22 protein-coding genes and 1 pseudogene are annotated in these 26,238 nt (G+C 70.5%); 4 read left to right on the top strand and 19 right to left on the bottom strand.

The features are described from left to right. A pseudogene (locus ACWD5D_RS40485) lies at positions 1–276 on the top strand (hypothetical protein); the annotation flags it as partial. Here the strand turns inward: ACWD5D_RS40485 and nusB are convergent. The 13 genes from nusB to ACWD5D_RS40420 form a co-directional block, all read right to left on the bottom strand. Continuing rightward, on the bottom strand, positions 273–701 hold the full coding sequence (gene nusB / locus ACWD5D_RS40480; RefSeq protein ID WP_451377755.1) for a transcription antitermination factor NusB: 429 nt from the start codon (positions 699–701) through the stop codon (positions 273–275). The pseudogene ACWD5D_RS40485 and the gene nusB overlap by 4 nt on opposite strands. A 2-nt stretch (positions 702–703) precedes the next feature. Continuing rightward, positions 704–1,270 carry an elongation factor P gene (efp, locus tag ACWD5D_RS40475; protein WP_351487768.1) on the bottom strand — a complete coding sequence of 189 codons (567 nt, stop codon included), beginning with the start codon at positions 1,268–1,270 and terminating at the stop codon, positions 704–706. A gap of 56 nt (positions 1,271–1,326) precedes the next feature. Next, positions 1,327–2,433, bottom strand: a complete 1,107-nt coding sequence (locus ACWD5D_RS40470) for an aminopeptidase P family protein (RefSeq protein ID WP_451377754.1) — start codon at positions 2,431–2,433, stop codon at positions 1,327–1,329. Between the two features lie 175 nt (positions 2,434–2,608). Continuing rightward, complete coding sequence (locus ACWD5D_RS40465) at positions 2,609–3,613, bottom strand: Pro-rich N-terminal domain-containing protein (RefSeq protein WP_451377753.1); 1,005 nt, start codon at positions 3,611–3,613, stop codon at positions 2,609–2,611. A 188-nt stretch (positions 3,614–3,801) separates the two neighbouring features. Further along, complete coding sequence (gene aroB, locus ACWD5D_RS40460; protein ID WP_451377752.1) at positions 3,802–4,947, bottom strand: 3-dehydroquinate synthase; 1,146 nt, start codon at positions 4,945–4,947, stop codon at positions 3,802–3,804. Beyond that, the gene (locus tag ACWD5D_RS40455; RefSeq protein WP_451377751.1) at positions 4,944–5,462 is read right to left on the bottom strand and encodes a shikimate kinase; all 519 of its coding nucleotides are present in this window, start codon (positions 5,460–5,462) and stop codon (positions 4,944–4,946) included. Before ACWD5D_RS40455 ends, aroB begins: the two co-directional genes overlap by 4 nt. Continuing rightward, positions 5,459–6,643 carry a chorismate synthase gene (aroC, locus tag ACWD5D_RS40450; protein ID WP_451377750.1) on the bottom strand — a complete coding sequence of 395 codons (1,185 nt, stop codon included), beginning with the start codon at positions 6,641–6,643 and terminating at the stop codon, positions 5,459–5,461. The genes ACWD5D_RS40455 and aroC overlap by 4 nt, the downstream gene beginning before the upstream one ends. A gap of 178 nt (positions 6,644–6,821) precedes the next feature. After that, complete coding sequence (locus ACWD5D_RS40445) at positions 6,822–7,661, bottom strand: shikimate dehydrogenase (protein ID WP_451377749.1); 840 nt, start codon at positions 7,659–7,661, stop codon at positions 6,822–6,824. Then, the gene (gene mltG, locus ACWD5D_RS40440; protein WP_451377748.1) at positions 7,642–9,348 is read right to left on the bottom strand and encodes an endolytic transglycosylase MltG; all 1,707 of its coding nucleotides are present in this window, start codon (positions 9,346–9,348) and stop codon (positions 7,642–7,644) included. Before mltG ends, ACWD5D_RS40445 begins: the two co-directional genes overlap by 20 nt. Before the next feature lie 124 nt (positions 9,349–9,472). After that, complete coding sequence (gene ruvX / locus ACWD5D_RS40435; protein WP_451377747.1) at positions 9,473–9,937, bottom strand: Holliday junction resolvase RuvX; 465 nt, start codon at positions 9,935–9,937, stop codon at positions 9,473–9,475. 14 nt (positions 9,938–9,951) lie between these two features. Next, complete coding sequence (gene alaS, locus ACWD5D_RS40430; RefSeq protein WP_451377746.1) at positions 9,952–12,624, bottom strand: alanine--tRNA ligase; 2,673 nt, start codon at positions 12,622–12,624, stop codon at positions 9,952–9,954. Then, entirely contained in the window at positions 12,624–12,986 is a 363-nt protein-coding gene (locus ACWD5D_RS40425; RefSeq protein ID WP_451377745.1) for a hypothetical protein, read from the bottom strand. The genes alaS and ACWD5D_RS40425 overlap by 1 nt, the downstream gene beginning before the upstream one ends. A 7-nt stretch (positions 12,987–12,993) precedes the next feature. Then, positions 12,994–13,449 (bottom strand): DUF948 domain-containing protein, encoded by a 456-nt coding sequence (locus tag ACWD5D_RS40420; protein WP_451377744.1) that lies wholly within the window; start codon positions 13,447–13,449, stop codon positions 12,994–12,996. A gap of 163 nt (positions 13,450–13,612) precedes the next feature. On the opposite strand from ACWD5D_RS40420, the gene ACWD5D_RS40415 reads away from it, so the two are divergent. Further along, positions 13,613–15,826, top strand: a complete 2,214-nt coding sequence (locus ACWD5D_RS40415; RefSeq protein WP_451377743.1) for an ATP-binding protein — start codon at positions 13,613–13,615, stop codon at positions 15,824–15,826. A gap of 21 nt (positions 15,827–15,847) precedes the next feature. On the opposite strand, the gene rpsD is transcribed toward ACWD5D_RS40415, so the two are convergent. From rpsD to ACWD5D_RS40390, 5 genes are all read right to left on the bottom strand, one after another. Beyond that, on the bottom strand, positions 15,848–16,462 hold the full coding sequence (gene rpsD, locus ACWD5D_RS40410; RefSeq protein WP_451377742.1) for a 30S ribosomal protein S4: 615 nt from the start codon (positions 16,460–16,462) through the stop codon (positions 15,848–15,850). Positions 16,463–16,765: 303 nt separating this feature from the next. Then, entirely contained in the window at positions 16,766–18,121 is a 1,356-nt protein-coding gene (locus ACWD5D_RS40405) for a replication-associated recombination protein A (protein ID WP_451377741.1), read from the bottom strand. A 67-nt stretch (positions 18,122–18,188) separates the two neighbouring features. Further along, complete coding sequence (locus ACWD5D_RS40400; protein ID WP_451377740.1) at positions 18,189–18,845, bottom strand: vitamin K epoxide reductase family protein; 657 nt, start codon at positions 18,843–18,845, stop codon at positions 18,189–18,191. 209 nt (positions 18,846–19,054) lie between these two features. Beyond that, positions 19,055–20,317, bottom strand: a complete 1,263-nt coding sequence (gene hisS, locus ACWD5D_RS40395) for a histidine--tRNA ligase (protein WP_451377739.1) — start codon at positions 20,315–20,317, stop codon at positions 19,055–19,057. A 13-nt stretch (positions 20,318–20,330) separates the two neighbouring features. Continuing rightward, a complete protein-coding gene (locus ACWD5D_RS40390; RefSeq protein WP_451377738.1) occupies positions 20,331–21,038 on the bottom strand; it encodes an MBL fold metallo-hydrolase in 708 nt (235 codons plus the stop codon). 178 nt (positions 21,039–21,216) lie between these two features. Between ACWD5D_RS40390 and ACWD5D_RS40385 the strand changes: the two genes are divergently transcribed. Both ACWD5D_RS40385 and ACWD5D_RS40380 read left to right on the top strand, forming a co-directional pair. Continuing rightward, positions 21,217–22,035 carry a peptidylprolyl isomerase gene (locus ACWD5D_RS40385; protein WP_451377737.1) on the top strand — a complete coding sequence of 273 codons (819 nt, stop codon included), beginning with the start codon at positions 21,217–21,219 and terminating at the stop codon, positions 22,033–22,035. 156 nt (positions 22,036–22,191) lie between these two features. Beyond that, on the top strand, positions 22,192–23,421 hold the full coding sequence (locus ACWD5D_RS40380) for a DUF349 domain-containing protein (RefSeq protein ID WP_451377736.1): 1,230 nt from the start codon (positions 22,192–22,194) through the stop codon (positions 23,419–23,421). A 63-nt stretch (positions 23,422–23,484) separates the two neighbouring features. Here the strand turns inward: ACWD5D_RS40380 and ACWD5D_RS40375 are convergent, their stop codons facing one another. Then, positions 23,485–26,040: a RelA/SpoT family protein gene (locus tag ACWD5D_RS40375; RefSeq protein ID WP_451377735.1), complete on the bottom strand. Its 2,556-nt coding sequence runs from the start codon at positions 26,038–26,040 to the stop codon at positions 23,485–23,487. Between the last annotated feature and the right edge of the window lie 198 nt (positions 26,041–26,238).

Here is a 26,238-nt window from a genome sequence, read left to right as displayed (position 1 = left end):
CCGGTCGTCCTGGTCGGCCACACCTACGGCGGCGCGGTCATCACCCAGGCCGCCGCCGGCCACCCGAACGTGAAGGCGCTGGTCTCCATCGCGGCGGCCACCCCGGCGGCGTTTTCGTGGCTGTTTCCCCGCGGCTGTTTCCCCGCGGCTGTTCCGGCGCCCTTTCGGGGCCGGGGGCGGACACGCCAAAGGGGCGCGGGGAACTGCGCGAGCAACCACGGACGAACCGCGGTCGCCCTGGTGCCGCGCAGTCCCACGGCGCCCCTTTTCGGCTAATCCCTGCGGAGCGAGGGCTTCAGCTCCTTCAGGCGGCCCAGGAGGCCGTTGACGAACGAGGGCGACTCGTCGGTCGAGAACTCCTTCGCCAACTGCACCATCTCGTCCAGGACGACGGCGTCCGGGGTCTCGTCGACCCAGATCAGCTCGTACGCACCCAGCCGCAGGATGTTGCGGTCGACGACCGGCATCCGGTCGAGCGTCCAGTCCACCGCGTACTGGGCGATCAGCTCGTCGATGCGCCGCTCGTGTTCCGCGTAGCCCTCGACCAGCTGCATCGTGTACTCGCTGACCGGGGGCTGCCGGGTGTCGGACCGGGACAGCCGGATCCAGTCCGCGAGGACCGTCAAGACGTCGGCGCCGCGCTGGTCGCCCTCGAAGAGGATCTGGAAGGCGCGCTTGCGGGCCGTGTTGCGGGCAGCCACGGTTAGCTGTTCACCCGGCCGAGGTAGTCGCTCGTGCGGGTGTCGACCTTGATCTTCTCACCGGTGGTGATGAAGAGCGGGACCTGGATCTGGTGGCCGGTCTCCAGGGTGGCGGGCTTGGTGCCGCCGGTGGAGCGGTCACCCTGGACACCCGGCTCGGTCTCCTGGATGACCAGCTCGACAGCGGCCGGGAGCTCGACGAAGAGCACCTCGCCCTCGTGCTGGGCGACGACGGCCGTGAAGCCCTCGATCAGGAAGTTCGCGGCGTCGCCGACGGTCTTCCGGTCGATGTGCAGCTGGTCGTACGTGTCCATGTCCATGAAGACGAAGTACTCACCGTCCATGTACGAGAACTGCATGTCGCGCTTGTCGACAGTGGCCGTCTCGACCTTGACGCCGGCGTTGAAGGTCTTGTCGACGACCTTGCCGGACAGCACGTTCTTGAGCTTGGTGCGCACGAAGGCCGGGCCCTTGCCGGGCTTGACGTGCTGGAACTCGACGACGGACCAGAGCTGGCCGCCTTCGAGCTTGAGCACCAGGCCGTTCTTGAGGTCGTTCGTGGAAGCCACGGTTGCGGAATCTCCTGGACTGACGTACGACCCCGGGGCCTGCGCACAGCGCGAGGCTAGAGCGCGAGCAGCTCCTTGGTCGTGATGGTGAGTAGCTCGGGTCCGCCGTCCGCCTCAGGGCGTACGACGAGCGTGTCATCGATCCGGACACCGCCCCGGCCCGGGAGGTGGACCCCCGGTTCGACGGTGACCGGCACGCAAGCGTCCAGTTTACCCATGGCGGCGGGGGCGAGCTGCGGGTCCTCGTCGATTTCGAGTCCGACACCGTGTCCGATGAGCGGTGGCAGTGCTTCCGCATAGCCCGCGGAGTCCAGCACCTGGCGCGCCGCCCGGTCCACGTCACGGTAACCCCGTCCGGGCGTCAGGGACTCACGCCCGGCGCGCTGGGCTGCGAAGACGAGGTCGTACAGCTCGATCTGCCACTCGGCGGGCGAGGTGCCGATGACGAACGTACGGCCGATCTCGCAGCGGTAGCCGCGGTAGGTGGCGCCGAGGCACACGGAGAGGAAGTCGCCCTCCTCCACCCGGCGGTCGGTGGGACGGTGACCGCGCCGGCCGGAGTTCGGGCCGGTGGCCACGGACGTCGCGAAGGCGGGCCCGTCGGCACCGTGGTCGACCAGGCGGCGCTCCAGCTCCAGGGCGAGGTGCCGTTCGGTGCGGCCGACCAGGATGGATTCCAGCAGCTCACCGAGGGCCTGGTCGGCGATCTCGGCGCCGATGCGCAGGCAGGAGATCTCCTCCTCGTCCTTGACGACCCTGAGCTGTTCGACGGCCGTGGCGAGGTCGGCGAGACGGAGGGCCGGGGCGGCCGAGGCCAGGGCTCTGTGACGGCGGACCGTGAGGTGGTGCTCCTCGACGGCGAGGGTCTCGGCGTCCTGGGCGGCGACGAGTTCGGCCGCCGCGAGCGCGGGGTCGGCGCCAGGCGAGGACAGGACGTGCAGCCGCAGGTTCTCGTCCGGCCGGCCTTCGTAGGGACGGTCTTCCGGTGGGCTGGTGCACACCAGGAGATCCTCGCTCTTGCCGAGGAGCAGGACACAGTCCTGCGGGGCCGCGGCTGCCAGGTAGCGCACGTTGGCGGGGCGGGAGACGAGCCCTGCCGTGCAGCCGGCGGCATTGAAGTGCTCTCTCAGCCGGGATCGGCGGGTCGCGTACACCTCTGACATGAGATGAGCGTAGGAGTTTTGACCGAATCGCGCGTGTTTGCGGGGGCCGAGTGGGGTCGGTGGGGGGGTGGTGGGGGTTGTGTGCCGGGTGCGGGTGGGTGGGGGGCGGTCGCGCCCACGCGGCGGAGCCACACATCGGCACAGCCCCGCGCCCCGGGGAGTCGCAGCCCCCTGCTCACCAGTTCGGCGGGCTCGCTATCGCTCTGGCCAGGACCTCGTCGAGGATGCGGGCCGTGCCGGGGACGTCGAGCTGGGAGTTGTCGATGATCGGCAGGCCCGAGCCGTACCAGCCGGCCATGCGGCCGTGGATGCGGGCGACCTCCTCGTCGGTGAGGCGGCGGTTGCCGGTGCGTTCGGCGTTGCGCTCCAGGACGATGTCGAGGCCGGGCAGGAGGACGACGGGGAGCAGGCCGGGGCCGACGTGGCGCTTCCAGCCGCCGAGGCCGACGACCGGCCGGTCCGGGAAGACGGCGTCGTCGAGGATGCAGGAGATGCCGTTGGCCAGGAAGTTCCGGGCCGCGAAGCCGCAGGTGCGACGGGCCAGGCGGTACTGGGCCTCGGAGTGGTCGTTCCAGCCGGACTGGGGGTCGGCGAAGCCGGAGCGGACCCATTCGCGCACGTCGTCGAGGCTGATGTGGGCGGTGGGGACCCGGCGGTGGCCGGCCCAGTACTTGGCCACGCTGGTCTTGCCCGCGCCCGCCGGGCCGATCAGCAGCACCGCCAGGGTGGTGTGCGTCGGGTCCGGGACGGAGGCCGAGGTGGGCGGCGCGGCGGGCACGCCGACCGGGCCGCCGGGCGGAAGCGGCACATGGCCGGTGCTGTCCGGTCCGGGCGGTGCCTGCGGGGCGGGCGGCGCGGTGGGGTGCTGCGGGGGCGGCGCGGCGGGGCGCTGCGGAGCCGGAGGTGGCCCGGCGGGGTGCTGCGGAGCCGAGGGTGGCGGGGTGGGGTGCTGCGGAGCCGAGGGTGGCGCGGGCGAGGGCGGGACGGATCCGGCGGGGAGACCGGTTCCCGCTCCGGCCCCGGGGAAGCCCCGCCCCGGTGGCGGCGGGGGGACGGGTGCGGGACCCTGGGGGATTCCCTGGTGCGGACCCGGGTGGTGCGCGGCCGACGCCCAGCCGGCGTGTGGTCCCTGCCCCTGCTGGTGGGGCGGCGGCAGCGGAGACCCCACTGCGTGCTGCATCCGTTGCCACTCCATCTCGTACACACATTCGGCGCCGGAAGGCGGGTACGGAGCCCGCTCCCACCGAACGGTACCGCCCCCGGCCGTCGTTTGGTGAACGACCGGGGGCGGCCTGAAGTGCCCGGACCGGGAAGGGAATCGGGCGGAAGGAGCAGCGGGGGACGTACCGGCCCGCCTCTCCGGGGGCCTTACTGGCCCACTTCTCCGTAGGCGGCGAGCAGGACGGCGGGGTCCGGGCCCTCCAGGACGGTGGGCTTCGCCAGCCCGTCGAGGACGATGAAGCGCAGCAGGTCGCCGCGGGACTTCTTGTCGACCTTCATGGTCTCCACGAGCCTCGGCCACTGGTCGTAACGGTAGGTCAGCGGCAGGCCGACGGATTCGAGGATCGTGCGGTGCCGGTCCGCCGTCGCGTCGTCCAACCGGCCTGCCAGACGGCCGAGTTCGGCGGCGAAGTGCATGCCGACAGCGACCGCGGCGCCGTGCCGCCACTTGTAGCGCTCGTTCTTCTCGATGGCGTGGGCGAGCGTGTGGCCGTAGTTGAGGATCTCCCGGCGGCCCGACTCCTTCAGGTCGTCGGAGACGACCTCGGCCTTGACCCGGATCGAGCGCTCGATCAACTCGGCCGTGTGCGGGCCCTGCGGAGAGCGCGCGGCCTCGGGGTCGGCCTCGATGAGCTCCAGGATCACCGGGTCGGCGATGAAGCCGGCCTTGATGATCTCGGCGAGCCCGGAGACGTAGTCGTTGACCGGCAGCGAGTCCAGCGCGGCGAGGTCGCACAGGACGCCGGCCGGCGGGTGGAAGGAGCCGACCAGGTTCTTGCCCTCGGCGGTGTTGATGCCGGTCTTGCCGCCGACCGCCGCGTCCACCATGGCCAGCACGGTGGTGGGGACGGCGATCCAGCGAACTCCGCGCAGCCAGGTCGCGGCGACGAAACCGGCGAGGTCCGTGGTCGCCCCGCCGCCGACGCCGACGATGACGTCGGAGCGGGTGAAGCCGGACTGGCCGAGCGCCTTCCAGCAGTAGGCGGCGACCTCGGCGGTCTTGGCCTCCTCGGCGTTCGGCACCTGGATGGCGACCGCCTCGTAGCCCTGCTCGACCAGGTCGGCGCGGAGCGCGTCGCCGGTCTCGGCGAGCGCCTCGGGGTGGATCACCGCGACCCGTTGGGCATCACTGCGGCGCGAAGCGCCTCCGCTGAGGGTGGTGGTGGGCGACGGGTGGGGCCTGGAGCCGATCAGCCCGGCCAGCTCGCCCAGGAGTTGCCGGCCCACCAGCACCTCGTAGGGGTCGGTGCCGGCCGTGCCGGCGACCTGGATCCGGGTGACTGCCTCGCTCATGCTTCCTTCAACTCCAGTGCGTCCAACGCTGCTTGGGTGACCTCTTCGGGGCTGCGCCCGTCGGTCGGTACGACGGCCGTGGCGACCTCTTCGTACAGGTGCCGCCGGGCCTCCATCAGCTCGCGCCACTGCTTGCGCGGGTTGACGGCGAGCAGCGGCCGGGCCACGCCCAGGCCGGTGCGCCGCACGGCCTCCTCGACGTCCATCGAGAGGTAGACGACCCGGTGCCCGGCGAGCAGCGCGCGGGTGTCCGCGTCGAGGATCGCCCCGCCGCCGAGCGCGAGGACACCCTCGTGCTCGGCGAGCGCGGTGTGCACCGCCCGCTTCTCGATGGCCCGGAAGGTGCCCTCGCCGTCGTCCACGAAGATCTCGGCGATGGTGCGGCCCTCGGCGGCGACGATGTCGTCGTCGGTGTCCCGGTAGCCGAACCCGAGTCGCTCGGCCAGCAGGTGTCCGACCGTGGACTTGCCCACGCCCATCGGGCCGACCAGGACGACGGCAGGCACGGCGCTCATCCGATCTTCAGGTTGGCGAGGTACGACTGCACGTTGCGGCGGGTCTCGGGGACGGAGTCGCCGCCGAACTTCTCGGCGACCGCGTCCGCGAGGACGAGCGCCACCATGGCCTCGGCGACGATGCCGGCGGCCGGTACGGCGGAGACGTCGGAGCGCTGGTGGTGAGCCTGCGCGGCCTCGCCGGTGGTCACGTCCACGGTCCTCAGGGCGCGCGGCACGGTCGCGATGGGCTTCATCGCGGCCCGCACCCGCAGCAGCTCACCGGTGCTCAGGCCGCCCTCGGTGCCGCCGGCGCGGCCGGAGACGCGCCGGATGCCCTCGGGAGTGTTGACGATCTCGTCGTGCGCCTGGGAGCCGGGCACCCGGGCCAGCTCGAAGCCGTCGCCGATCTCGACGCCCTTGATCGCCTGGATGCCCATCAGGGCGCCGGCGAGACGGGCGTCCAGCTTGCGGTCCCAGTGCACGTGCGAGCCGAGGCCGACCGGCACGCCGTACGCCAGCACCTCGACCACGCCGCCGAGCGTGTCGCCGTCCTTGTGGGCCTGGTCGACCTCCGCCACCATCGCCTTCGACGCGTCCGCGTCCAGGCAGCGCAGCGGGTCGGCGTCCAGCTTGTCGACGTCGGCCGGCGTCGGGTACACACCCTGCGGGGCCTTCACGGAGCACAGCTCGACGACGTGCGAGACGATCTCGACGCCGGCCGTCTCCTTCAGGTACGACCGGGCGACGGCGCCGAGCGCCACACGCGCGGCGGTCTCACGGGCGGAGGCGCGCTCCAGGATCGGGCGGGCCTCGTCGAAGCCGTACTTCTGCATGCCGGCGAGGTCGGCGTGACCGGGGCGGGGCCGGGTCAGCGGCGCGTTGCGGGCGAGGCCGTCCAGGATCTCGGGGTCGACCGGGTCGGCCGCCATGACCTGCTCCCACTTGGGCCACTCGGTGTTGCCCACCATGATCGCCACGGGAGAGCCGATGGTGAGGCCGTGCCGGACGCCACCCAGGAAGGTGACCTCGTCGCGCTCGAACTTCATCCGTGCACCACGGCCATAACCGAGCCGCCGCCGCGCGAGGTGGTCCGCCACCATCTCCGTGGTGATCGGCACGCCGGCGGGAAGGCCCTCCAGCGTCGCGACAAGTGCGGGACCGTGGGACTCCCCCGCGGTCAGCCAACGCAGCCTGCTCAACGGTGCTCCTCCGTGTTCGCGCCCGGTACTGCCCTGTGTACGCATGTCCTCGCGTACGGCGACGGCACGACCGGGTGCGCGATTCCGGCCTGCCACTCCCGATCCTCCCACGACGGGGGCCGGATCCGGCCCCCGGTCCAGCAGGCGGGACGTCGGCGGCAGAAACGGAATACGAGATTCAGCGTGCCGCGAGAGCCTTCTCGCCCGCGTGGCGCATGGCCTCCAGCGGGGCCGGAGCGTGGCCGGTCATGCGCTCAACCTGCAGAACTGCCTGGTGCACCAGCAGATCCAGGCCGCTGACGACGGCGCCGCCGAACATCGACCAGCGGGCCGCGAGCTCGGTCGGCCAGGGGTCGTAGAGCACGTCGAAGAGCGTCGTCGGACGCTCGGGCACGGCCGTCGCGAGGGCGTCCGTGGTGCCCGCGGGCGTGGTCGCGATCACCAGCGGGGCGCTCAGCGCCTCGGCCGCGTCCGCCCAGTCCGCGATGCGCACCTCGACCTCGAGCCGCTCGCCCCACCGCCGCATCTCGGCGGCGCGCGCCTCGCTGCGCACATAGGCGACGACCTCGCCGCTGCAGATCCGGGCCAGGGCGGCCAGCGCCGAGGACGCGGTGGCGCCGGCGCCGAGGATCGCGGCGGACTCGACCTGCTCGATGCCGTGCTCGCGCAGCGCGGCCACCATCCCCGGGATGTCCGTGTTGTCGCCGACCCGGTGGCCGTCCTCGGCGAAGACGACCGTGTTGACCGCGTCCACCGAGGCGGCCGTCTCGGTGATCTCGTCCATCAGCGGGATGACGGCCCGCTTCAGCGGCATCGTCAGCGACAGCCCCGCCCACTCCGGCCCGAGCTGCCTCAGAAAGTCCGGCAGCGCGGCCTCGTCGATCTCGAAGCGGTCGTACGACCACCCGGTGAGCCCGAGCGCTTCGTAGGCCGCCCGGTGCAGCACCGGCGAGAGGGAGTGGGCGATGGGCGAACCGAGCACGGCGGCCCGGCGGGCATCAGTTGCCCGAGTTGGCATTGAACTTGTCCTTGAGCTGCTTGAATTCTTCGTAGGTCTTGGCGAATTCGGTATTGGTCGTACCGTCGGTCGCCACGAAGTAGATCCAGCCGTCGTGCGTCGGATTCAGTGTCGCCTTCAGCGCGTCCTCGCCGGGGTTGCCGATCGGACCGGGCGGAAGTCCCTTGTGGGTGTAGGTGTTGTACGGGCTCTGGTTGCTGTTGATCTCCTTCTCGGAGATATGGATGTTGCTCGTGCCCTTGAGGTAGTTGTAGGTCGAGTCGAACTGCAGCAACTGGTTGGTCTCGGTGTTGTCGGGCTTCAGGCGGTTGAAGACCACCTCCGCCATCTTGCGGAAGTCGTCGTGCGTCTTGCCCTCGGCCTGGACCAGGCTGGCGACGACCACGAGCTGGAACGCGTTGTCCATGCCCAGGCTCTTGGCCTTGTTCTCCAGGCCGAGTTCCGCGTACTTCTCCTTGGCCCGGCCGACCATCGACTTCAGGACGGCCTCGGGCTTCTGCCCCTTGGTGACCGGGTAGCTGGAGGGGTAGAGGAAGCCTTCCAGCGGGTCCCTCACGTTGGCGTGATTCACTGCCCAGCCAGGCAGTCCCAGGGATTTGTACTTCTGCTTCGCGATCTTCTGCGTCGTGCCCGCAGGCACCTGGAGGCGCTTGTCGATCGCCGCGTAGACCGCGGCGTTGCGTGTGCCCTCGGCGATGATCAGGTTGCTCCGGCTCTTCGGGCTGAGCATCAGCTCGACGGCGCTGGCCGCGGACATGTGCTTCTGCAGCGTGTAGATGCCGTCCTGGAGCGACTTGCCGTTGGGGTTGGCCTGCTGTGCGGAGACGAAGGCGTCGACGCTCTCGACGACGCCGGCCTCCTTCAGCTTCTGACCGATGACATAGCCGCCGGCGCCCTTCGGGATGTCGACCGTCACCATCTGGCCGTTGCCGTCGCCCGCGTAGTCCGGAGCCGCGGCGAAACGATTTTGGTAGAACTGCCAGCCGAAGTAGCCGATGGTGCCGAGGCCGCCGCCGAAGACCAGGACGACGACCATGCAGGCGCAGCCGGTGCGCCGCTTCTTGGTCTTGACGGGTTTGCGGCCCTTGCCGCGCCGGTCACCACGACCGCTCCGGCTCTCCGCCTCGTCGTCCGCGTCGTCGTCATCGCCGCCGCCTCCGGCGAAGAAGGCGTGCTCACCCTGGTCCTCGCCGGGGTCCCAGCCGGTCTCCGGGTCGGGCCCGGGCGATGGTTCGGGGCGCCGGCGGCCGGGGGGCTGCGGCGGCGGATAGGCGTCCTCGGTGCCGTAGAAGTCGGGATGCTCTCCGCCGTACGCCACGGGCTGCTGGTTGTAGGGGTCGCCCGGGTCCGCGGCGTAGGGAACATGGCCGTGGGTGCCGGACGCGTCCCAGCCGTCCTGGGGCTGCTGGTGCTGCTGCTGGTACTGCTGAGTGTGCCCCGCGTACTGCTGGTCGTATGAGGACTGGCCCTGTGCGTCCTGGTACGGGTACTGCTGCTGGCCGTACCCGGAGTTCTGCCCCTGGGTCCAGTCGCCGTAGTGCGGCTGCTGCGGGTACTGCTGCGGCTGGCCGCCGTAAGGGGGCTGCTGACCCGCGTGGGTCTGCTGCCCTTCCCATCCGCCGTCCCCGAGCAACGGGTCCTGCGGATGCCACGGTTCGGAGCCAGGGCCCCGGCCATACTCAGTCATCGATCCCCTAGAGCCGCGAGGCCGACGGCCGCGCAGCCGGTGGACCCGCTTCCGTTCCGCCTCTTTGCTGTGCGGCGGCTGTTTCGAACGCCGCCGCATCGCGCGGAACGTTACCGTATCGCGATCAGATGACCACTTCGACGCCCTCGCCGGGTGCTTTACCTGACACCCGTTCGGATTCCAGGGCCTGCTGGAGGATGATGACGGCGGCCGCCTGGTCGATGACGGCCCGGCCCTTCTTGGACTTCACACCGGAGGCGCGCAGTCCCTGGCTGGCCGTCACGGTCGTCATCCGCTCGTCCACCAGCCGGACCGGCACGGGCTTGATGCCCTCGGCGAGTTCCCGGGCGAAGGCGCGAACCTTTACCGCGGCCGGGCCCTCACCCCCCTTGAGGGAGCGAGGGAGGCCGACGACGACCTCGATCGGTTCGTACTCCTCGACGAGCTGCCGCAGTCGGCGGTGGGCTGCCGGGATGTCACGTCCGGGGACCGTCTCCACCGGAGTGGCGAGGATCCCGTCGGGGTCGCACGAGGCGACCCCGATCCGGGCGTCCCCGACGTCGATCGCGAGTCGACGTCCTCTGCGCATGTCCTACCGTTTCCTTACTTCGCTGTCTCGGCGACAAGACGCTCGACGGCGTCGACGGCCTCGCCGACAGCGGCCGGGTTCTGCCCGCCGCCCTGGGCGACGTCCGGCTTGCCGCCACCGCCGCCACCGAGGGTCTTGGCAGCGGTACGGACCAGGTCACCGGCCTTGAGACCACGCTCACGGGCGGCCTCGTTGGTGGCGATGACGGTCAGCGGCTTGCCGTTGTTGACCGTGAACAGGGCGACCACGGCGGCCCGGCCGCCCTGGATGCGACCGCGCACGTCCAGGACCAGCTTGCGCAGGTCGTCCGGCGTGGTGCCGTCCGGGACCTGGCCGGTGACCAGCGCGACGCCCCGCACGTCCTTGGCGGACTCGGCGAGCCCGGCGGCGGCCTGCAGCACCTTCTCGGCGCGGAACTTCTCGATCTCCTTCTCGGCGTCCTTCAGCTTGCCGAGCATCGAGGAGACCTTCTCCGGCAGCTCGTCCGGGCGGCCCTTGAGCAGCTCGGTCAGCTGGTTGACGACCGTGTGCTCCCGGGCGAGGAAGTTGTAGGCGTCGACGCCGACGAGGGCCTCGATACGACGGACACCCGAGCCGATGGAGGCCTCGCCGAGCAGCTTCACCAGGCCCAGCTGGGCGGTGTTGTGCACGTGCGTGCCGCCGCACAGCTCCTTGGAGAAGTCGCCGATGGTCACCACACGGACCCGCTCGCCGTACTTCTCGCCGAACTCGGCGATGGCGCCCCGCTTCTTGGCCTCGTCGATGCCCATGACCTCGGCGTACACGTCGAGGTCGCGGGCGAGCACCTCGTTGATCTTCTGCTCGACGTCGGTCATCACGGCCGTCGGGACGGCGGACGGGGAGCCGAAGTCGAAGCGGAAGCGGCCGGGCTGGTTCTCGGAACCGGCCTGGGCGGCCGTCGGGCCGAGGGCGTCGCGCAGGGCCTGGTGGGTGAGGTGCGTGGCCGAGTGGGCGCGGGCGATGGCCTTGCGGCGGCGGGCGTCGATGGAGGCGTGGGCCTTGGCACCGACGGTGACCTCGCCGACCTGGACGACGCCCTTGTGGACGTACACGCCCGGGACCGGCTTCTGGCAGTCGCGGATCTCGATGACGGCACCGGAGTCGACCTTGATGCGGCCGGTGTCGCCGATCTGGCCGCCGCCCTCGGCGTAGAACGGGGTGCGGTCGAGGACGATCTCGACCTCGTCGCCCTCGGTGGCGGCCGGGGAGGAGACGCCGTCGACCAGGATGCCGACGATCGTGGACTCGCCCTCGGTGTCCGTGTAGCCGATGAAGTCGGTGGCGCCGGCCCTGTCGGCGATCTCGCGGTAGGCGCCCATGTCGGCGTGGCCGGTCTTCTTGGCCTTGGCGTCGGCCTTGGCGCGCTCCCGCTGCTCCTTCATCAGGCGGCGGAAGCCGTCCTCGTCCACGGACAGCCCCTGCTCGGCGGCCATCTCGAGGGTGAGGTCGATCGGGAAGCCCCAGGTGTCGTGGAGCAGGAAGGCCTTGTCGCCGGCGAGGACGGTGCCACCCGACTGCTTGGTCTCGGTGACGGCGGTGTCGAGGATGTTGGTGCCGGCCCTCAGCGTCTTGAGGAAGGCGTTCTCCTCGGCGACGGCGACCTTCTCGATGCGCTCGCGGTCGGTGACGAGCTCCGGGTACTGCTGGCCCATCATGCGGATCACGATGTCGATCAGGTCCTTGACGACCGGACCGGTGGCGCCGAGCAGACGCATCTTGCGGATGGCGCGGCGCATGATGCGGCGCAGGACGTAGCCGCGGCCCTCGTTGCCGGGGGTGACGCCGTCGCCGATGAGCATCGTGGCCGTGCGCATGTGGTCGGTGACCACGCGCAGGGAGACGTCCGAGGTGTGCGATTCGCCGTAGTGGACGCCGGTCAGCTCGGTGGCCCGCTTGATGACGGCCATGGAGGTGTCGATCTCGTACATGTTCTGCACGCCCTGCAGAATCATGGCGAGGCGCTCCAGGCCGAGGCCCGTGTCGATGTTCTTGCTCGGGAGGTCGCCGAGGATCTCGAAGTTGTCCTTGCCGGTGCCCTCGCCGCGCTCGTACTGCATGAAGACAAGGTTCCAGATCTCCACGTACCGCTCGTCGTTGACGGCGGGGCCGCCCTCGACGCCGAACTCGGGGCCGCGGTCGTAGTTGATCTCGGAGCAGGGGCCGCAGGGGCCGGGGACGCCCATGGACCAGAAGTTGTCCTTCATGCCCAGGCGCTGGATGCGCTCCTTGGGCACACCGACGACCTCGTGCCAGATCTGCTCGGCCTCGTCGTCGTCCTTGTAGACGGTGATCCAGAGCTTCTCCGGCTCCAGGCCGTAACCGCCCTTGTCCTGGGGGCTGGTGAGCAGCTCCCACGCCAACTTGATGGCGCCTTCCTTGAAGTAGTCACCGAAGGAGAAGTTGCCGCACATCTGGAAGAACGTGCCGTGGCGGGTGGTCTTGCCGACCTCTTCGATGTCCGGGGTGCGCACGCACTTCTGCACGCTGGTGGCGCGGTCGAAGGGCGGCTTGACCTCACCCAGGAAGTAGGGCTTGAAGGGCACCATGCCGGCCGGGACGAGGAGCAGAGTCGGGTCGTCCGCGATGAGCGACGCCGAAGGGACGACGGTGTGCCCGCGCTCCTCGAAGAAGCTCAGCCAGCGGCGGCGAATCTCGGCCGACTCCATCAGTGGTCCTCATTCCGGTTGTACGAGTACTTCGTGTGCGAAGACATCGGGGCCTCGATGTACTTCGGGGTGCTGCGGTTGTTCTCGATGGCGGCGAACCGCCGCGGCGCGGGGAGTTCGGGGCTCTCGTGGATGCCGAGCGCCTCCTCCAGTTCGGCCTCCCGCCGGGCCATGTTGTCGCGGACGTCGAGCGCGAATCCGACCGCGCGGTCCTTGAGGCGCTGACCGGTCTCCAGGGCCTTGTCGGCCGCGGTCGCGGCGAGGCTCTCGGGCGTCAGCTGCTTCAGCTTGCGGTTGACCTTGGTGGTGGCCCACACGCCGGCGGCGACACCCGTGGTGAACCAGAACGTTCGGCGGAACATCCTTGACCTAGTCCCTCTTTCCGCGGTTGTTCCGCTTGCCCCGCCGCGCGGCCGGGACCGTCCGGCCCACGATCACCGTACGCCTCGGGGCCTTCGCGGGCACGTCCTCCTTGCGGCCGCCCAGGGCCCGGCGGACCCCGTAGCCGAAGGCCGCGACCTTGACCAGCGGGCCGCCGAAGGTCGAGGCGACGGTGGAGGAGAGCGCGGAGGCGTTCGAGGTGACCTCCTGGACGTCGGAGGCGATCGCGTCGACCCGGTCGATCTGGGTCTGCGCGGACCGCACGGCCGAGGAGGCGTCGGCGAGCAGGGGAACGGCCTGATCGGTCACGTCCGCGACGAGCTTGGTGGTCGCCTTGAGCGTCTGGGCCAGCCTCGCCAGTGCGACGGCGAGGAAGGAGACCAGGATCGCCCAGAAGACGGCCACCAGAATCCCGGCCACCTCTCCACCGGACACTGTGCGCACCCGCTCCCTGAAACGTGCTCTGAGACATCGGAACCTTGAAAAAGCAGTGGACCGAGCCTATCGCGCCGCTGGTCGCGCTCCGTACCGGATTATCGCCCGCGGCGGGCGGAGTCGCGGGAAGCGATTGTACGGAATGAACATGCTTCAGTACGCTCCGTGTCCCATGCGAGGTCCTCAGCGCCCCGGCCCCCAGAACGACGGCGTCCCACCCGTCGAACTCGCCGAACTCACCCAACTCACCGCGTTCGTCGGGCGCTCGGCCGAACTCGCCGAGCTGGCAGGGATCCTGGAGACGGCCCGTCTGGTCACCGTCACCGGGGTCGGCGGCGTCGGCAAGTCACGGCTGGCCGCGCGGGTGGCGGCGCGCTGGGCGTCCGAGGACGCTTCCCGGGCGGCGCGGGCGGAGTCGGGTGCGTGGGTGCGGGTCGAACTCGCGGCGGTACGGGATCCGCAGTTCGTGCCGTACGAGGTGGTAGAGGCGCTGGGGCTGACCGACCACACCACACGGGAGCCGGCGCAGACGCTGTTCGACCACCTCGCGGGCCGCCGGATGCTGCTCGTGCTCGACGGGTTCGAGCATCTGGTGGCGGCCTGTGCCGCGCTGGTCGCGGATCTGCTGCGCAGGCTGCCGGAGCTGCGGGTGCTGGCGGTGGGCCGGCGCCCGCTGGCCCTGACCGGCGAGCGGCTGTTCCCGCTGGAGCCGCTCGGCGAGGACGAGGCGGTCGAGCTGTTCGCGGACCGGGCCCGGCAGCACGGGCTGGACATCGGCGACCGTCCCGAGGTGCGGGAGCTGTGCCGTCGACTGGAGGGGATCCCGCTGGCGGTGGAGCTGGCCGCGGGACGGCTGCGGGCCCTGTCCCCGGCCCAGCTGCTGGAGCGGCTGGACGACCGGTTCCGGCTGCTGACCGGCGGCGGCCGGGACGCGCTCCCCCGCCATCAGACGCTGCGGACCGCTATCGGCTGGAGCCACGAACTGTGCACGCCCGCCGAGCGGCTGCTCTGGGCGCGTCTTTCGGTGTTCGCGCAGACCTTCGACCTGGAGGCGGCCGAGTACGTGTGCAGCGGGGACGGGATGCCGGCCGAGGACGTCCTGGACGTGCTCTCGGAGCTGCTGGCCCAGTCCGTGCTCTCCCGCGAGGACACGGCGGCGGGTCCCCGCTACCGGATGCTGGGTACGGTCCGGGCCTACGGCACCGACTGGCTGGAGTCGGCCGGGGACGCGGCCCGGCTGCGGCGCAGGCACCGGGACTGGTTCCTGGGGCTGGCGACCTGGTGCGAGCTGGACTGGTTCTCGCCCCGGCAGCGCGAGGTGGCCGCGCGGGTCGAGGCCGAACTTCCGAACCTGCGGGACGCGCTGGAGTTCTGCCTGACCGAGCCCGAGGAGACGCACCTCGGCCAGTACCTGGCGGGCTCGCTGTGGTTCTGCTGGGTGGGCTGTGGCCGGCTGTCGGAGGGGCGGCGCTGGCTGGAGCGCAGCGTGGAGCTGGAGTCGGAGTACGAGCAGTCCCGGTTCAAGGCGCTGCGGGTGCTCGGCCATGTCGCGATCCTCCAGGGCGACACCGTCTCGGCACTGACCACGCTGCGGGAGTGCCGGGAGCGGGCGGAGGGGGCCGCGGACGCGACGGCGGTGGCGTACGCGGAGCACCGCACCGGGTGTCTGGCCCTGGTCACGGACGACATGGCGCGCGCGGAGACGCTGCTGCGGTCGGCGCTGGACCGCTACCAGGAGATCGGCGAGCTGAACAGCAACGTCCTGATGGGCCAGGTCGAGCTGGCGATGACGCGGGCGTTCCAGGGGGACCTGGCGGCCGCGGTGCGGCTGTGCGAGGACGTGCGCCGGGTGTGCGAGGACCACGGGGAGCGGTGGACCAGGTCGTACGCGCTGTACGTGCTGGCGTACGCGGCCTGGCAGGACGGGGATCCGGTGCGCGCGCGGGAGCTGCTGGCGGAGTGCCTGGGCACCGCGCACGCCTTCCACGATCTGCTGGGCTCGGTGCTGGCCCTCGAGCTGCTGGCCCTGGTGACGGCGTCCCAGGGCGAGGCGGCCGAGGCGGCGGTGCTCCAGGGCGCCGCGAGCCGGCTGTGGCCGTCGGTCGGTCTGCCGCTGTTCGGCTCGGCGTACTACAACGCCCCGCACGAGCTGTGCGAGGCGACGGCCCGCAAGGCCCTCGGCGACGAGCGGTACGAGGAGTGCGTACGGGAGGGTGCGCGGCTGGACCGGGCGACGGCCGTGGCGCGGGCGCTGGGGCAGGGCGGTGTCCGGCCGCTGCGGGCGCTGCCCGCGCCCAGGGGGCCGGTGCGGCACGCGCGCGAGGAGGCCGGGAAACGCGAACCCGCCGCCTCGCCCACCCGCAAGGGTGGCGAGACGGCGGGCTGAGATGCCACGCCGGGGCTGGGATCAGCGGGCGTAGTACTCGACGACGAGCTGCTCGTCGCAGATCACCGGGATCTCCTTGCGGTTCGGCTCACGGTCCAGGCGGAACGCCAGGGCCCTGAGGTTCACCTGGAGGTAGCGCGGGGTCTCGCCGTCGGGGGCGAAGCCACCCTCACGGGCGATCGTGAAGAGCGTCTTGTCCTTGGAGCGGTCGCGGACCTGCACGACGTCGTCCGGGCGGACACGGAAGGACGGCTTGTCGACCTTCTGGCCGTTGACCTGGATGTGGCCGTGGACGACCATCTGGCGGGCCTGGTAGATCGTGCGGGCGATGCCCGAACGCAGGACCAGCGCGTCGAGGCGGCGCTCGAGCTCGATGATCAGGGCCTCACCGGTCTTGCCCTGGACCTTGGCGGCACGCTCGTAGGCGCGGACGAGCTGACGCTCGGACACGTCGTACTGCGCGCGCAGACGCTGCTTCTCGAGCAGACGGACCTTGTAGTCCGAGTTCTGCTTGCGGCCGCGGCCGTGCTCACCCGGCGGGTAGGGACGGGCCTCGAAGTACTTGACGGCCTTCGGGGTCAGCGCGATACCGAGGGCACGCGACTTCTTGACCTTGGGGCGGGACTGGTTCGCCACTGTCTTTCTCTTTCCTCGTTTTCGGCTTGTCAGAGTTGAGGGAGGTCGCATCCGCAGCCGGGGAAACCCGCCGGGTCCGCATGGGACCTGTCGGGCAGCCGCTCCCCTGGTCTGGGCACATACGTGCAGCACGCGAGTGGCCCACCGACCCTCCCCGGGATTCCGGGTGGTGGTGGGCTGCCCGCGACACCGTTCGACGGTGCGCGACGCTCCTGGAGCCGATCCGGGAAGGACCGGGTCTCCGGCTGGCTGTCCCGCTCTGACTGCGCGGGACTCAGCACTTCGGGGCAGTCTACAGGGTGGTCAGGGGCGCCTGCGACCGAGGTGTCTGCGGGTCCATTCGGCGGCGTCCGCGTACCGCGCCTCGGCGCCGTGGCGGGTCGGAGTGTAGTACTCGCGGTCCTTGAGGGCGTCAGGGGCGTACTGCTGCTCGGCGATGCCCTCGGGCAGGTCGTGCGGGTACACGTACCCCTGGGCGTGCCCCAGTTTCCTCGCACCCTGGTAGTGCCCGTCCCGAAGGTGCGGCGGCACCGGGCCGGCCAGTCCCTTGCGTACGTCCTCCATGGCGGCGCCGATGGCGGTGGTCGCGGCGTTGGACTTTGGGGCGAGGGCGAGGGCGATGGTGGCGTGGCTGAGGGTGAGGGCGGCCTCGGGGAAGCCGATCATGGCGACGGCCTGGGCGGCGGCGACCGCGATCGGCAGCGCGTTCGGGTCGGCCAGGCCGATGTCCTCGCTGGCGGAGATCATCAGACGGCGGGCGATGAAGCGGGGGTCCTCGCCGGCCTCGATCATGCGGGCCAGGTAGTGCAGGGCGGCGTCGACGTCGGAGCCGCGGATGGACTTGATGAGGGCGCTGGCGACGTCGTAGTGCTGGTCGCCGTCGCGGTCGTACTTCACCGCGGCACGGTCGACGGTCTGCTCCAGGGTCTGCAGCGTGATGGCGCTCTCGCCCTGGTCGAGGGCGGCTCCGGCGGCGGCCTCCAGGGCGGTCAGGGCGCGGCGGGCGTCGCCGCCGGCGATGCGCAGCAGGTGTTCCTCGGTGTCCTCGGGGAGGGTGACGGCTTCCTTGAGCCCGCGCTCGTCGGCGAGGGCCCGGCGGAGCAGGCCGCGGATGTCGTCGTCGGTGAGGGGTTCGAGGGTGAGGAGGAGGGAGCGGGAGAGCAGCGGGGAGATCACCGAGAAGTACGGGTTCTCGGTGGTCGCCGCGATCAGGGTCACCCAGCGGTTCTCGACGGCGGGGAGCAGGGAGTCCTGCTGGGCCTTGCTGAAGCGGTGGATCTCGTCCAGGAAGAGGACGGTCTCCTTGCCGAAGCCGCCGGTGGCGCGGCGGGCCCCGTCGATGACCGCGCGGACCTCCTTGACGCCCGCGGTGATCGCGGAGAGCTCCACGAACCGCTTGTTGGTGGCCTTGGAGACGACGTAGGCGAGGGTCGTCTTGCCGGTGCCGGGAGGGCCCCAGAGGATGACCGAGGACGGTCCGGCGGGGCCGCCGTTGCCCTCGCCGACCAGCCGGCGCAGCGGGGAGCCCGGCTTCAGGAGATGCTGCTGGCCCACCACCTCGTCGAGCGTGCGCGGGCGCATCCGCACCGCCAGGGGACTGGCCGCCGGGTCCTTCTCCTGGCGTTCTTCTGCTGCGGCGGTGAAGAGGTCGGGTTCCACGTCGAAAACCCTATGCCACACCACTGACAACCGGATCCGGGCTGTACCGACAACCGGATCCTGGCCGTCAGCTGGTCCAGAAGTCCCACCAACGAGTGAGGATCAGCATGCCGATGATGCCGATGTGCAGGACCGGCATCACCCAGGTGAACTCGCCGAAGAAGGACTTCAGCCAGCGCGGGGCCGGCAGGAAGTCGTTGCGGATGTTGAACGACGTGACGTACCAGAACATGGTGATCGTCGCGACCCAGGCGAGCGAGCACCACAGGCACAGGGCGTTGATCCGGTACAGGGACTGGAACTGCAGCCAGGTGCAGAAGGCCACGCCGAAGAGGGTGCCGAAGTTGAAGGTCAGCCAGTACCAGCGCGGGAAGCGGGCGCGGGCGAGCAGGCTCATGCCGACGCAGATGACGATGCCGTAGCAGACCAGGCCGAGCATCGGGTTCGGGAACCCGAAGGCGGCGGCCTGCTTGCTCTCCATGACGCTGCCGCAGGAGACGACCGGGTTGAGGCTGCAGCCGGGGGTGAAGGTCTTGCCCTCGACCTTGGCCTCGAGCAGCTTGAACTTGTCGATCGTGATGACCCAGGCGGCCAGCAGCCCGGCCGCGCCGGTGATCAGCAGCAGCAGGGCGAAGGCGCGACTGCCGCCCACCACGCGGGGCGCGTCGACGGCACGCTCGGGCCCGGGCTCGGTGGAGACGTCCTTGACTGTCGTCTTGCTCATCACGCCGATTCCGTCACTGGAGACTTGGACCATCTTCGGGCAGGGCCATTGTGCCGCACCCGTGCGGGTGCGCACCGTCTGCTCCGCATAAGCATGTACGTATGACCGGGGCCGTCCGCTCGGTTCCGGACAGCGTCCGCACCCGCCTACGACAAGGGCGCCGGACGCTCCTCGGGGAGCATCCGGCGCCCACGCGCGCGTGTGTGCGGCTAGCCGAGCCGCGCCTCCAGCTCGGCCACGATCTCGTTCACGCCGATCGCCGTCTGCTCGCCGGACTCCATGTCCTTGAGCTGGACGACGCCCTCGGCGAGGTCGCGCTCGCCGGCGACGATCGCGTAGCGGGCCCCGCTGCGGTTGGCGTTCTTCATGGCGCCCTTCAGGCCCTTGCCGCCGTAGGCGAAGTCCGCCGCGACACCGGCCTTGCGCAGCTCGGTGACCTTGGCGAACAGCACCCGGCGGGCCTCCTCGCCGAGCGGCACCGCGTACACGCTGGTCGAGGACGGGATGTCGAGCTCCACACCCTCGGCCTCCAGGGCGAGCACCGTGCGGTCGACGCCGAGAGCCCAGCCGACGGACGGCAGCGCGGGGCCGCCGATCATCTCGGACAGACCGTCGTAGCGGCCGCCGCCGCCCACCGCGGACTGGGAGCCCAGACCGTCGTGCACGAACTCGAAGGTGGTGCGGGTGTAGTAGTCCAGGCCGCGCACCAGCTTCGGGTCGTCCTCGAAGGAGACGCCCGCCGCCGTGATCAGGTCACGGACCTCCTCGTGGTACGCCTTGCAGGCGTCGCAGAGGTAGTCCCGCAGGAGGGGTGCGTCGCCCAGCTGCTTCTGGACCGACTCACGCTTGTCGTCGAGCACCCGGAGCGGGTTGATGTCGACGCGGCGGCGTGTGTCCTCGTCCAGGTCGAGGCCCCGAAGGAAGTCCACCAGCGCGGCCCGGTACACCGGACGGCACTCCTTGTCGCCCAGGCTGTTCAGCAGGATGCGGAAGTTCCTGAGGCCCAGGGAGCGGTACGCCTGGTCGGCCAGGATGATCAGCTCGGCGTCCAGCGCCGGGTCCTCGGCGCCGATCGCCTCCGCGCCGACCTGGGAGAAGTGCCTGTAACGGCCCTTCTGGGGGCGCTCGTAGCGGTAGTACGAGCCGGAGTACCAGAGCTTGACGGGGAGGTTGCCCGTCTTGTGCAGGTTGGCCTCGAGGGCCGCGCGCAGCACGGAGGCCGTGCCCTCGGGGCGCAGGGCGAGCTTGTCGCCGCCCTTGGTCTCGAAGGCGTACATCTCCTTGGTGACGATGTCGGTGGACTCGCCGACTCCGCGCGCGAACAGCTCGACGTTCTCGAAGCCGGGCGTCTCGATGTAGCCGTAGCCGGAGTTGCGCAGCGGAGCGGCGATGGCCTCGCGGACGGCCAGGTACGTCGCCGAATCCGGCGGAATCAGGTCGTAGGTGCCCTTGGGGGCCTGGAAGGTACTCACGGAAGCTCTCTCGTCACATTCCTCGTCGGGGAGCCGGGGAGGCTCCCTGGCCGGCCGCCACCTGCCGCAGATAGGGGTTGGTGGCGCGCTCCTGGCCGATGGTCGTGTGCTCGTTGTGGCCGGGCAGCACCACGGTGGAGTCGTCGAGCGGCAGGCACACGCGGGCCAGCGATTCGAGCATGTCCTCCATGGAGCCACCGGGCAGGTCGGTGCGTCCGATGGAGCCGGCGAACAGCAGGTCGCCCGAGAACATGATCGGCGGGATGTCCGCCGCCCCGGGCAGGCCGAAGGTCACCGACCCCTTGGTATGGCCCGGTGCGTGCGCGACGGAGAACTCCATACCGGCCAGCGCCAGCTTCGCGCCGTCGGTCAGCTCCAAGACGTCGTCCGGCTCGCCCACGGTCAGCTCGCCCATCAGCGGCATGCCGATGGACCGGCCGAGGGCCTTCTCGGGGTCGCTCAGCATGTACCGGTCCTCGGGGTGGATCCAGGCCGGCACGTCGTGCGCGCCGCACACGGGGACGACCGAGGCCACATGATCGATGTGGCCGTGGGTGAGGACGACGGCGACGGGCTTGAGCCGATGCTTCCTGAGTGCGTCCTCGACTCCTGCGGCGGCCTGGTGGCCCGGGTCGATGATCACGCACTCCTCACCGGCGGCGGGGGCGACGAGATAACAGTTCGTCCCCCAGGCCCCGGCGGGGAACCCGGCAATGAGCACGATCGTCCTTCGTTGTGTCGATACGGGAGGGCTCACGGGCGCGACGCCCGTGGCCCAGAGCCTACCGGCGCTGCCGTTTACTCAGCGAACCCATATACGGTACGGGGCTAGACGCGGCCGTCGGCTCACAGACGCACGCGTACCGGTCGGCACACGACACGCATGAGGAGAGAACCCGGTGGTCAGCCAGGAGCAGCGGCGGCGTCAGCTCGCCCGGGAGAAGTTCTTGCGGCAGCAGCAGCGGCGCACCAGCGCACGGCGCAAGTCACGCATGCGCAACTCCGTCATCGCGTCGGTGCTCGGCGTGGTCGTGATCGGCAGTGTCGCGCTGTACACGACCGGGGTGCTGAAGAACGACGACAAGAAGGCGAACGCGAGCGCCGACGTGACGCCGAGCCCGTCCGCGCCCAGCAAGGCTCCGGACCCGTGCGAGAAGCCCGCCAAGGGTTCGGTGGAGAAGCTGAGCTGGAAGAAGGAGCCGGCGATGACCATCGACACGTCGGCGAACTACACGATGAAGCTCGCGACGACGTGCGGTGACATCGACGTGGCGCTGAAGGCGTCCGCGGCGCCGCACACGGTGAACTCCTTCGCCTTCCTCGCCGGCAAGGGCTACTTCGACCACACCAAGTGCCACCGTCTGACGACGAACGGCATCTACGTGCTGCAGTGCGGCGACCCGACGGGCACCGGCAGCGGTGGTCCGGGCTACCAGCTCAAGGACGAGAACCTGAAGGACAAGAGCCTGAAGGGCAGCACCTACCCGACGGGCACGGTGGCGATGGCCAACGCCGGTCCGAACACCAACGGCAGCCAGTTCTTCCTGGTCTACAAGGACAGCCCGCTGCCGCCGAACTACACGCCGTTCGGCACGATCGACAAGGCCGGCCTGAAGGTGCTGGGCAAGATCGCCGCGGCGGGCGAGAACTCCGGCGCCGGTGACGGGGCCCCGAACGCGACGGTCGTGATCGACAAGGCGACCGTCACGAAGTCCTGACGCCGTACCGAAGCCCGAGACCGCCAGCTGCGGAATTTCGGTCGCGCTGGATGCGGACAGGCCACCCGCTGGTCGCCTATGTTGGCCGTGACGAAACTGTGGACGATGCCCGGGGGCCGGGAGGCACCTCGCACGGCATCATGTGGAGGAGGCGCTGTGAGCAGCGACCCGTGGGGCCGCGTCGACGAGACGGGGACCGTGTACGTGCGTACGGCCGACGGCGAGCAGGTCGTCGGTTCCTGGGCGGCAGGCTCCCCTGAGGAGGCGCTTGCCTACTTTGAACGCAAGTACGAGGGCCTGGTTGTCGAGATCGGCCTCCTCGAGAAGCGAGTGCAGACCACCGACCTGTCGGCGAAGGACGCCCAGACCGCGATCGACCACCTGCGCGAGCAGGTGGAGGCGCACCACGCGGTCGGCGACCTGGACGTTCTGCGGACCCGCCTCGACAAGCTCGTGGCGACGGTCGCGTCCCGGCGTGAGGAGCGCAAGGCGCAGCGCGCCAAGCAGTCCGACGAGGCCCGCAAGGCCAAGGAGGACCTGGTCACCGAGGCCGAGCAGCTGGCGCAGTCCGACCAGTGGCGGGCCGCCGGTGAGCGGCTGCGCGCGCTGGTCGACACCTGGAAGGGGCTGCCGCGGCTGGACCGCAAGTCCGACGACGAGCTGTGGCACCGCTTCTCGCACGCCCGGTCGGCGTTCTCCAAGCGTCGCAAGGGGCACTTCGCGCAGCTGGACGCGCAGCGCGAGGAGGCTCGCAAGATCAAGGAGCGGCTGGTCGCCGAGGCCGAGTCGCTGTCCGCCTCGACGGACTGGGGTCCGACGGCGGCCCGGTACCGCGAGCTGATGGCCGACTGGAAGGCCGCCGGCCGTGCCCAGCGTGAGCACGAGGACGACCTGTGGAACCGCTTCCGCGGTGCCCAGGACGTGTTCTTCGCGGCGCGCAGCTCGGTGTTCGCCGAGCGGGACGCGGAACAGTCGGAGAACCTCAAGCTGAAGGAGGAGCTGGCCGGGGAGGCCGAGAAGCTCCTCCCGATCGCGGACCTGAAGGGCGCGCGGGCTGCCTTCCGCTCGATCAACGAGCGCTGGGAGGCCATCGGTCACGTCCCGCGGGACGCGCGTCCGAAGGTCGAGGGCCGGATGCACACGGTCGAGCGGGCGCTCCAGGAGGCCGAGGAGGCCGAGTGGCGCCGGACGAACCCGGAGGCACGCGCGCGTGCCGAGGGTCTGACCGGTCAGCTCCAGACCGCCGTGGACAAGCTGAAGGGCCAGATCGAGCAGGCACGCGCCCAGGGCAACAGCTCCAAGGCCGACAAGCTGGAGCGGGAGCTGGAGGGCCGTCAGGCGCTTCTGGACCAGGCTCTGAAGGGCCTTCAGGAGTTCGGCGGCTGAGGTCACCCCTCACCCGCATGTGAAAGGGCCCCGTACGCGTACGGGGCCCTTTCACATGCGCTGTCACGAGCGGCTGCGGCCCGACGTCACGCGGTAGACGTCGTACACGCCTTCCACTCCGCGCACGGCCTTCAGGACGTGGCCGAGGTGCTTCGGGTCGCCCATCTCGAAGGTGAAGCGCGAGGTGGCCACGCGGTCGCGGGAGGTCTGCACGGCCGCCGAGAGGATGTTGACGTGCTGGTCGGACAGGACGCGGGTGACGTCCGACAGCAGCCGGGAGCGGTCCAGGGCCTCGACCTGGATGGCGACCAGGAAGACCGACGACTGCGTGGGCGCCCACTCGACGTCGAGGATGCGCTCCGGCTCACGGGACAACGACTCCACGTTGACGCAGTCGCTGCGGTGAACCGATACGCCGCTGCCCCGGGTGACGAAGCCGATGATCGGGTCGCCGGGGACCGGCGTGCAGCAGCGGGCCAGCTTGACCCACACGTCGTCGACACCCTTGACCACGACGCCCGGGTCGGAGCTGGAGCGGCGCTTGCGGCCGCGCGTGCGCGTCGGCGGGACCGCCTCGTCGATCTCCTCGGTGGCGGCCTCCTCGCCGCCGAGCGCCGAGACGAGCTTCTGGACGATGTTCGGTGCGGACACGTGGCCCTCGCCGATCGCCGCGTACAGCGCGGAGATGTCCGAGTAGCGCATCTCGTGCGCGAGCGTGACCAGCGAGTCACCGGTGAGGATGCGCTGGATGGGCAGGTTCTGCTTGCGCATGGCCCGGACGATGGCGTCCTTGCCCTGCTCGATCGCCTCGTCGCGGCGCTCCTTGGAGAACCAGGCGCGGATCTTGTTGCGGGCACGCGGTGACTTGACGAAGCCGAGCCAGTCGCGGGACGGACCGGCGCCGGCCGCCTTGGAGGTGAACACCTCCACCAGGTCGCCGTTGTCCAGGGTGGATTCGAGCGGTACGAGACGGCCGTTGACCCGCGCTCCTATGGTGCGGTGGCCGACCTCGGTGTGGACGGCGTAGGCGAAGTCGACCGGGGTGGCCCCGGCCGGGAGCGCTATGACGTCGCCCTTCGGGGTGAAGACGAAGACCTCGTTGCGGGACAGGTCGAAGCGCAGGGACTCCAGGAACTCGCTGGGGTCCTCGGTCTCCTTCTGCCAGTCGAGCAGCTGCCGCAGCCACGCCATGTCGTTGAGGTGGTCGTCCTTGCCCTTGCCGGACGACTTGGGCACGTCGGTGCGGACCTTGGAGGCACCGGCGACGGCTTCCTGCTTGTACTTCCAGTGCGCGGCGATGCCGTACTCCGCGCGCCGGTGCATGTCGAACGTGCGGATCTGCAGCTCGACGGGCTTGCCGTTGGGCCCGATGACCGTCGTGTGCAGCGACTGGTACATGTTGAACTTGGGCATCGCGATGTAGTCCTTGAACCGGCCGGGGACCGGATTCCATCGCGCGTGCACGGTGCCGAGGGCGGCGTAGCAGTCGCGGACCGTGTCGACAAGGACACGAATCCCCACCAGGTCGTAGATCTCCGCGAAGTCACGGCCGCGGACGATCATCTTCTGGTAGACGCTGTAGTAGTGCTTGGGGCGGCCGGTGACGGTCGCCTTGATGCGGGCGGCGCGCAGGTCGGCCTGGACCTCGTCGGTCACTATGGCGAGGTACTCGTCGCGCTTGGGCGCCCGCTCGGCGACGAGCCGCACGATCTCGTCGTACATCTTGGGGTAGAGGATCGCGAAGGCGAGGTCCTCCAGCTCCCACTTGATGGTGTTCATGCCGAGGCGGTGGGCGAGGGGCGCGTAGATCTCGAGGGTCTCGCGCGCCTTCTTCTCCTGCTTCTCGCGCTTGAGGTAGCGCATGGTGCGCATGTTGTGCAGGCGGTCGGCGAGCTTGATGACCAGGACGCGCGGGTCCTTGGCCATGGCGACGACCATCTTGCGCACGGTCTCCGCCTGCGCGGCCTCGCCGAACTTGACCTTGTCCAGCTTGGTGACGCCGTCGACGAGCAGGGCGACCGTGTCGCCGAAGTCGCGGCGCAGCTGGTCGAGACCGTACTCGGTGTCCTCGACGGTGTCGTGCAGCAGCCCCGCCATGAGCGTGGCCGGGTCCATGCCCAGCTCGGCGAGGATGGTGGTCACGGCGAGGGGGTGCGTGATGTACGGGTCGCCGCTCTTGCGCTTCTGGCCGCGGTGCCAGCGCTCGGCGACCTGGTAGGCGCGCTCGACCTGCCGCAGGGTCGAGTTCTCGATCTTCGGGTCGTTGCTGCGCACTATGCGCAGCAACGGTTCGAGAACCGGGTTGTACGGGTTCGCGCGCTGCACGCCGAGGCGGGCGAGACGGGCGCGGACGCGGTTGGAGGAACCGGAGCGGGGCGTGGGCTGGACGGCGGCGGGACGCACGGGAGATGGGGGTCCCCCCGCTCGAGCGGAGCCGAGAGCGGGGGAAGGCTTGGGCCGCGCGGCGTCCGAGGTCTTCTCGACAGGCGCGGACTGGGCGTGCTCCACCGTCCCGCGGGCGTCGTTCTTCGCGTCGGACGCGTTCGGCGCGGGCTTCACCGTGGAGGCCGAGGCAGGCTCGGGCTTGGCGGCGGTCAGTGGCTGGGCCTCGTCTGGCAAGAGGGCTCCTCGTGCGCGATCCGGGTCCCCCGGTCAGGCTCCGGAGACCCCATGGTAGCGATCCCGGGGCTTGTCATCGCCTTCAGACGAATGTGAGGACCCGGTACCAGTGAAACGCCGAGAGTCGAGAAGGGATTCCTGCGAACGGCCGAGAGGTGTTGTGCCGGTGGCCGAGGGGTGTCACGGGGATGGCGGAGG

Source organism: Streptomyces sp. NPDC002520 (genome assembly GCF_053595235.1).
The sequence above is the reverse complement of the archived record's forward strand: the minus strand, read 5'-3'. Positions and strand labels throughout refer to the sequence as shown.